This is a genomic window from Herbaspirillum sp. GCM10030257, assembly GCF_042666555.1.
Classification (GTDB): domain Bacteria; phylum Pseudomonadota; class Gammaproteobacteria; order Burkholderiales; family Burkholderiaceae_D; genus Noviherbaspirillum.
This window is the reverse complement of the sequence record NZ_JBHTDH010000009.1, coordinates 194,501-200,986: the sequence shown is the minus strand read 5'-3', so window position 1 is coordinate 200,986 and position 6,486 is coordinate 194,501. Positions and strand designations below refer to the sequence as shown.

General features: G+C 51.5%; 3 protein-coding genes and 2 pseudogenes. 3 read left to right on the top strand and 2 right to left on the bottom strand.

Annotation, left to right across the window (positions count from 1 at the left end):
- Window positions 1-206 (top strand): annotated as a pseudogene (locus tag ACFQUU_RS16050) (IS110 family transposase); the annotation flags it as partial.
- A gap of 160 nt (window positions 207-366) precedes the next feature.
- Here ACFQUU_RS16050 and ACFQUU_RS16045 read toward each other — a convergent pair.
- A complete protein-coding gene (locus tag ACFQUU_RS16045) occupies window positions 367-2,439 on the bottom strand; it encodes a hypothetical protein (protein ID WP_382248866.1) in 2,073 nt (690 codons plus the stop codon).
- Window positions 2,440-2,693: 254 nt separating this feature from the next.
- The gene (locus ACFQUU_RS16040) at window positions 2,694-3,725 is read right to left on the bottom strand and encodes a hypothetical protein (protein ID WP_382248864.1); all 1,032 of its coding nucleotides are present in this window, start codon (window positions 3,723-3,725) and stop codon (window positions 2,694-2,696) included.
- Between the two features lie 1,021 nt (window positions 3,726-4,746).
- Between ACFQUU_RS16040 and ACFQUU_RS16035 the strand changes: the two genes are divergently transcribed.
- A complete protein-coding gene (locus ACFQUU_RS16035) occupies window positions 4,747-5,877 on the top strand; it encodes a helix-turn-helix transcriptional regulator (RefSeq protein WP_382248862.1) in 1,131 nt (376 codons plus the stop codon).
- Between the two features lie 37 nt (window positions 5,878-5,914).
- A pseudogene (locus ACFQUU_RS16030) lies at window positions 5,915-6,265 on the top strand (tyrosine-type recombinase/integrase); the annotation flags it as partial.
- Window positions 6,266-6,486: the final 221 nt, after the last annotated feature.

The window sequence follows — 6,486 nt, the reverse complement described above, 5'->3', positions numbered from 1 at the left end:
CCCGGTCAGCATGGGCTGGGACGTTCTATCGGCAACAGCGAAACAAGGGTGCCGCCCACGGCGTGGCGATACGTGCTTTAGCGTTCAAGTGGATCCGGATTCTCTACAAGGTTTGGAAAAACCGGCAACCGTATAATGAAGCAACTTACCTGGACACATTGAAGCGCCATGGCTCGCCATTAGTCACACCGGCCAAACAGCTCTAAAAATCCCTTGACGAGTGACTCAGGGCGAAAAGCGGATCATCGCCGTCACCTTTTTTCTCCCCAAAGCGGAAAGTGGGAGCGTTGTTTAGCCGAGGTGATCGGTCGGCGACACGCTTCCACGGTCGCCCTTAGTCAAGACGTGAGTATAGATGCGCCTTTCTTAATCTCGAATGATGCTCATCTTGCCTGTCTTCCGATCGACGGCTTGCACGGCCGGTTGTCCGGTTCTCAATCCCGACCAGCGACAGGTCTCATACCCGTGATACAACGCCTTCGAATAGCCAGGCCGGCACGTTCTACCTGGCTGGAAAAAGTCGCGGTCGAACCATAGGCAAGTCGTCGATTGCGTCCTGATCCCTTTGTCCATCGCATCGTAGCTTCCATTGGGACAGCTGGTGGTGTTAACAATTAACGAGCTATGGCTACAGAGCAACGGGTGCGGAGATGTCTTGTCCATTGATCCTCGGTTCGTGTAGCCGGCAGGACAGTTAAACTCCTTCGCAGTAAAGCCTTGAACTGCCCCCAATACGCCAGCGATCTTATTCAATACCGGCGCGTTCGCTTCTTCAACAGCTTTAGACTCGGGAGCGCAGGCGTCGGAGGCAACGGGGGTGGCTTGGAGGCAAGCAAGCAAGGCGTTATTCGCCGCAGTCAAGGCGTTAATCTCCTCTTCAGTGGCGCCGGCAAACGATTCCAGCTCCTCCTCTGCAAACGAAGGATCTGAAAATGCTGCCTGCATCTGTCGGCACGTGACGGCAGGTAAGCCGGCTGCGCCACCAACGGTGGCATCCGGACCGCCTAATGGGCCACAAAGTTCATCGACTGTTATTGGCTTGGTGGACTCGGTTTGGGGGCAATCCACGCCTAGTGCGCTGCAAATAGCGCTGGTGCCAGCCGCTTGTTGGCCTGGAACCTTCGGTGCCTTTTTCTTAAGGAAGTTTTCCGCTGCGGCTGCCGCGTCGTTGACCGCGTCTTGCAGGTCTTGGGCTTTCCGTTGAATATTCTCGGCGGCTGCGACTGTTTTGCCCTTAATGACTTCGCTTAGGCTGTCATTAAATTTCTGTTCGAAGCCCGTACCAGTGGAAATGTCATGCAGCGTCTTGCCGAATTCTCCGGTGAGGTCCGAATATATGCTGTTCGCTGCATTCTCTGAAGCTATTTGGAGTGCCGCATCTCGTCCGTCTATAGTCGCCCGCATCCCGAAAGTGGCCATTTTTGCCGACAGGTCCAAGACAAAATTCTTTTCGCCCATGTTCGCAAAAAAACCGAATCCGGCGCTAACAGTTTTGGCGCCAATCCGGTTTGCTATTTTAAATCCCACGGACGCCCAACTGACGATGCTATCCCTCCAGCTCTCTAGTTTGGAGTTAAAGTCAAGAGCGTTTCTGGCGACTTGATCTACGTCGCACTTCAGTTCAGTGGCAATGGCGCTAATGTTGAATGTGGCGAAGTTGTCACTGATGCATTTGGCTTGGGTATTGGCATAGTCCTCTGCAAAGCTCAAGAAGCGCGTTCTGGCAAGCATTTTTACCGGTGCGGTCGCTGTGTTGCTGGAGCTGCTGGCAGTCGCAGTTGGTGAGTGGTCGCCAAGGATGGCATTAATGTATTGCTGTGCCAATATGTCTAGCGAAGTCGTGTCTGCGCCCAGCTGTCGAAGGCTGTCAAACGCCATAGAAGTACGGCTGGCAACATTTTCTGATCCAGCGTAGACGATCGCAGATGGATCGCCAGATGCTCTTGCAATCGCCTTCGCCAACAAACCGGCGAAAACAGTCGCCTGCCCCGGCTTGGAAAACCGGTCATCGAGTACAGTGGACGTCACATTGATCGTCAGGGGATTGGAGAGTGCATTATCTGAATTTCGCTTAACGCGCAGATGGGCCATGAAGGGTTGGTTTACCGGGCTTCCCACGATTAAGCCCGATGAATCCGGGATGGAAACCAAGACTTTGTCCTGCGCTTTGGGAATGGCGGTCACTTCCAGGGGGTCTGCGAAATCGCTCGCTGCCGAAATCTGTACAGTCAAACCATTGGCGGGCAGCGCTAACCCTTGGCCAGTTGAGTTTGTGACGCTTAGCATAATCGGCGTCATCGGCTCGACGTTGGTCCTGCTTGCTACTATGTTGACTTCCGTCGTGCTGGCTTGCGTCACCGCGGCATCACCGCCACCGCCACACGCGGAAAGAAGAAAGGTAACTGCTGCGGCTATAGACCCAAGCGAGGCGGTTCTCATTTTCCTTCTCCATATATGACTTACAACTGTAGTTCTAGCCAATATGCGCCACCGCACGCCATGCCAGAGATGAGGTAGGTGATCCATAAAAGGGACATCCTTCAAGCATGAAGATCAACACAATTTTCTCGACAGGCGTTGCATATCCACCTGCCCGCGTGCCGGCTTCAGTCAGAGCAGGGGAAATCTTCAAATCATTCCGATCCAACCATGATCATGATCGATGAAGAGCAGATGCGACACATGTACACCTCTTAGCGGCACGAGATACTGGTGAAGATCGCGCCGCCGGTGTCATCAGCGACCCATCTTTCGTTCACAATTTGCCCGCCGGTTAACACATCCGCATGGTACTTGTAAGAGCTCTGAAACTGTCCCGTGAAATAACTCGACCATTCGACTGCTGCAGTATTTCTTGCGCGACGACAGTACGCATCTGCGATCAACCTTTGCGCCGGTTCCGAGCACTGCGTTGCTCGCTCAGGCGGGAACGCTGCTGAATTGATGCAGGCGTCGATAGTTCTGCCGTCAATCAACGGGTTGCTGTATTGTGTCGCCGGCGTTCCATCTTCATTGATGATATTGCTGACCAATTCCGGACGAGATGACCATATGTTATTGATGTTGTATATGACCTCGCCAACGATGAGGTTGGCCTTATTATTAGCTGCCCCCTCAATGTCGATATAATCGTGAACATTGAAGCTGCCGGTTTGTATCACCTTGCCAGCGCTTTTCAAGACATACTCGCTTAAGAAAGGCTGCTCACCTCCCCGTCGCTGATATTGAACCGTATGTTCCAGTTCGTGCAGAACTGTCCATACATCTTCCGGCCGACTAAAATCAATATCCGACACAAAGAAAATGTGGTTGTGCCAGGTAATATGTTTGCCGTGCAGCGTATTTACATTCGTTGCGTATCTGATGCCGTCAACATTGATCTCGGGGTAGTGCCGTTGAATGGCCAGCACGATGTAAGGTGGGAATCGCTGCCATCTGCCTTCCCCCTGATTGAAAAGATGCTGCTTGTACCTTTCGACCACCGGTGCTAGATAGAGATACGGAATGCGCTTTACAAGATCATCTGCGCAGTTGCCTATATCGCTTATGCATCTCGCCCAACTCTCTGGCGCATTTCCTATCTCTTTGAGTACGTGATTGACATGTTCATCAAGCCGTTTTCCTGTCAGATCCTTGATGGGATCCCAGGCGGATGCGGCCATAGGAGATAAGGCCCCGATGAGAAAGAACGCTTTAGTAATAAGAGGTAAACGCGGTATCTTCATTTTCATCTCCTACTATAACAATGGTGAATGCAACGCGGCATCGGCGGAGGGCGTCACCGTATTGGCTTGAGGCTCGGATATTGTGGCGGGTACAGAACTAGGCATATCCGACGAATCTCTTCCACCTCCGCCCCCGCAAGCGCTGATGACCAGTGCTGTAAGTGAAAGCGCCAAACAGCGCGTGGTATAGGCGAAAAAGGGCAATGAAAGGCGCATGACTAGATCCCGCAGTGGTCAAGCGAATAGGTTGCTTGCGGAAACGACTGACAAGACAACCGTTGATAGTGTTTTCATTGGCGTCTCTTTTTTCATAAAACTCTTAAGCGTCTGCTTAATAGTGTTTTTGCGGGAAGGTTGAACACGTACAATACGGAGACAAAAGCAATGCCGTTCCGTCGCACACTGCTTCTCTTGCGTGGAGTGTCCGAACAGTGATTTGCTCATGACCAACTGGATAAGGGCAGACGATGAAATGCAAACTGCAGCACAGCTGGAACGGTGGCCTGTTTGGAATAGCGTGGGGTTGCAAAGCAAGATCTCCCTCTGTTCGCTAGGATTCATATTGTGCGGGTGTCGTGAAAATTGTTTGTGCCACTTCAATTTCAATTTGCCATTTCATTTGGATGAACAATTGCATTGGCACACATCTATACGTAGACATGCGTCGCAGGCAACAACTCACTGGACCACGTCCTGCCCCCAATTTTCGTGAGCATGTTCCGAACGTAAATCGGGGCAGTGCGCAAGCTTTTCCCATGACAGTCGAGGCAGACGGAGTGCGGTGATACATGCGAATAATTTTCTGGTGAACATGGCAATACTTCCGGAAAGTACCTTAAAGTAACGACAGAACTCAGAAAAAAATCGGCGTATCGATATGAGTCAATGGGAGTTGAATTTGACCTGTCCATTTGAATTTGCAGCATAGAATTCATCACATACAGTGTCTTCATCCATTTGGGGGAAGACGCATTAAATAGTCGAAGGGAGCATACAGGCAACAGACTTCCGAGGTTGCAAGATGAAAGCAGGCACACCTTTTCCAGAGCAATTGGTTGCGCTTTTCTATGAAGGCATTCTGGAGCCAGCGTTATGGAAAACTGGAATGGAAGCAATCACACACATGACGACGAGCGAATCAGCAACGCTCACCGTTTGGGATAGGCCAAACGACCATGGCAGTATCCACGAAAGCGCGTCCCTTCCTGAAGAGTGCCGCCGCCAATACAATGACCACTTCACTTGGGTAGATCCGGCGCGCTCCCGCATTGACGGCTTTTCGGTTGGTGAATGGTATATCGATCAGCATCATTTCGGCCTCCGGAACATGCAGCGTAGCGAGTTCTATCAGGACTTCATGCGTCCTTACGGACTCGGATCGGTGATGATCTGCCCACTGGTGCGGCAAGGAGGTATCGAAAGCTTTTTGTCTCTAGAGCGCTCGTTACAAAAGCTGCCGTACGATCAAACGGATGCTGCGTTATTAATGGCAGTCATTCCGCACCTGCAGCGTGCTATTCGGATTCGCTCACACTTTCAATCTGTGCACGATCAGGCAGAGATTTGTTCTTCTGCACTTGACTGCTTGCTTATACCTTTGTTCGTTGTGAATGCGCATGGCCGGGTACTGTTGTCAAACGCGTCAGCCGAATCGCTGCTACGCAATCAGATCATTTTGAAAAGCAACGGAGCGCTTCTTGATGTGCCGTATGCGCCACCAGGTTTGTTTAGTCGTCATATCAAATTGGCTTGTGGCGATGAAGGTGCTGCGTTTGCCAGTGGAATGCTCGTCACCAATCCGAAGCGCAATGTGACGATACAGCTCCTTGTCACGCCGTTACCGGCCCATAACAATCTTCATAGCATGACTGATCAACCGCTGGCGCTGGTCATCATGCATGACTCGGCACGAATGAAAACGTCGAGTCAGATGGTACTGCAACAGCTGTTTTTACTGTCTCCAGCAGAAACGAGGCTGACTGCTGAAATACTACGCGGCGCGACGATCCATGAGGCTGCTGAGCATTTCGGCGTCGAGCTGAGCACAGTGCGGAGCCAACTAAAATCGATCTTCAGAAAAACAGGGGTAACGCGCCAAGCAGAATTGGTGCGAATGCTCTCTACCATGCGGATCTTCGATCTCGCTGTGTAATTTGTGGCGCTCTGTAAATGCCGCAGTTATCTGACGCCAGTTTGAAATTACCGGGCAGACACGAAACTCGATTTCGGCTTGGATTCAATGTGCCCATCTGGCAAGTAACGATTTCCTATTTCCAAATCGTATTTCAACCTCTCCTCATTTGTCGACGCGCCAGGATACGCGCATCGTTGATGCTTGGATTGAGTCGATAGGATTGGAATCGACAGGATATGGTACCCAAACGATGCGAACAACCAAAGCCACGCTGATCTACCGGCGCACGAAGAACCTGAGGGAAGTGCAGCTACTACTTGGCCATACGAAGCTAGAGAGCTCAGTTCGCTATCTGGGTATTGAGGTGGATGACGCGCCGAAGATCGTGGAACAGACCGAAGTCTGACGTATAGCCGCCGGTCAGTGTTTGGCTGCTGCAGACCTTGACCGGCCATGAGCAGTCGTTGCATTAATTAGGATGACTGTCTGCTTGTACGCAAACACCGACCATTTGCAGCGCCACTCGAGGACCACTCTGGCCGGACAAGCTTAAAAGCCACTGCACACCTCCCACCTACAGCCAGGCTAAAGCATACTTGCGTAGAAAATCCGGGCACAGCAATCATT

Coding starts and splice junctions, on each gene's coding strand:
- ACFQUU_RS16035 (WP_382248862.1), top strand. CDS start 4,747: ATGAAAGCAGGCACACCTTTTCCAGAGCAATTGGTTGCGCTTTTCTAT.
- ACFQUU_RS16045 (WP_382248866.1), bottom strand. CDS start 2,439: ATGAGAACCGCCTCGCTTGGGTCTATAGCCGCAGCAGTTACCTTTCTT.
- ACFQUU_RS16040 (WP_382248864.1), bottom strand. CDS start 3,725: ATGAAGATACCGCGTTTACCTCTTATTACTAAAGCGTTCTTTCTCATC.